Source organism: Candidatus Symbiopectobacterium sp. NZEC135 (assembly GCF_025962695.1).
The window spans coordinates 1-640 of the sequence record NZ_JAGFPF010001245.1; the positions used below are offsets into that span (position 1 = coordinate 1).

Below are 640 nucleotides of genomic sequence, written 5' to 3' on the forward strand. Positions count from 1 at the left end.
ATTGAGAAAACTTTTAACGGTATTACCCGTCATCATCGCGCTGATATTGCGTTGCGGATTTGCGGTCATTTTTTGGCATAGATCGGCCAGGCTAGTGAACGTTAGCGTTTCGTCTCGCAAAACCTTCATAGCGGTTTCACCACGGAACTCCCCATTAGTGCCAACACGCGTGTCAATCTTCACTCTGGAGATCGCCCGTCCTTCCATCGGGTTGGTGATAAATAAAAGATCGTTGCCCTGCCGAACCAGCGAAATAGGCTTCTTGAAATAAATGTAATCGCCCTGGCAACGAATATTGTCGCTGCTAAACAAATGGCTCGTTGGGTTTTTGACGAGGTAATCAAAAATCATTTTTTTATCTTTATCGCTGTCACTATCACCAGGAACTGGATTTCCGTCGTTAAGCAGCGGACTCAAAATGCTTTTTGGCGTCACGGTATTCGCACGCTCGCCAGAGACTAGGCCTAATAGCAGCGTATTGCACTGTGCCGTCGCATCAGCAGCGTATGCCTTTTTCGTCGGCATACGCGCAGGGGTAGAGGCACCCGCCCCCCATTTCATCGCGATGCTCTTGAAAACCTCACCGATACCGACAAACGCATTTTTTACCGCATTAGAAAAGGTGCAAGAGTTGTTGCTG

General features: G+C 48.1%; 1 protein-coding gene. It reads right to left on the bottom strand.

Going from position 1 to position 640, the window contains the following annotated elements:
- Nucleotides 1-640 (bottom strand): hypothetical protein (locus tag J5224_RS33615; RefSeq protein WP_264629213.1); only part of this gene is annotated, 640 nt, incomplete at both ends.